The 769-nt window shown below is 56.4% G+C and carries 1 pseudogene; it reads right to left on the bottom strand.

The annotated features are described in order from the left end of the window. Positions 1-439: 439 nt before the first annotated feature. Positions 440-769, bottom strand: a pseudogene (locus tag BMI01S_RS40505) (hypothetical protein); the annotation flags it as partial.

The raw sequence follows: 769 nt of genomic DNA, 5'->3' as shown, positions 1-769 counted from the left end.
ACGCATTACACGACCGAGTTAGGGCCTGCCTCTCCGCCGGTGGTCTAATGGCGACGTGTCCCGTGCAAAAATCGGGACAACCGACCACATACCTTTTGGTTAGTGCCATTCAGCAGCTTGGGCACCTCCGCAATTACGACGTTTATCAGCAGTTCACTTTCGTTGCCCATATCGGTCAGCCTCGCACCTCGACCCCATTGCTGCTGGGAGTCTCCACCCCATAGCTTCACAGCCATCGAGTACCCTTTATGGGGGCACTTTGTCAGGAGAGCTTCCCACCCCACCGTTGCCAGTGACGCAAGTCTCCTCAGGCTACTACCAGTCGCATGATAGGTCTCTCTATCGACGCACCCTAATTGGGCACATCGGCCGGACAATAACGCGTGGAGCTTTCGCCCCGGAACCACACCTCCTTTCAATGCTCCTAACGTTGGAGTTACCCGGACACGAGTGTGCGTGTCGCACTTTTGCCTTTGCGATAGAGCCGCGCATCGGGATGCGGTTTTGGACTGATGCGTCTCGTTGCTGCGCTTGCTACCTTTGAAGTCGTCCGCGCTGCTGCCGTCGTCGTCCTGATCGTCACCGTCCTTGCGCACGAAGCTCTTGTGCCCCGCCCACGCCTGGATCAGCGTGCCCTCCACGCTGAAATGCTCACCGGAGAGCAGACATTTCTTCTCAGCAACGGCCACCACTTCGTTGAAAAACTCGATCACCGCATCTTGTTTGATCAGACACTGTAGTGGTCCAATGACTCTGGACACCTCTAACA

The sequence above is a fragment of the Paraburkholderia mimosarum LMG 23256 = NBRC 106338 genome (genome assembly GCF_000739815.1).
Classification (GTDB): Bacteria; Pseudomonadota; Gammaproteobacteria; order Burkholderiales; family Burkholderiaceae; genus Paraburkholderia; species Paraburkholderia mimosarum.
The sequence above is the reverse complement of the archived record's forward strand: the minus strand, read 5'-3'. Positions and strand labels throughout refer to the sequence as shown.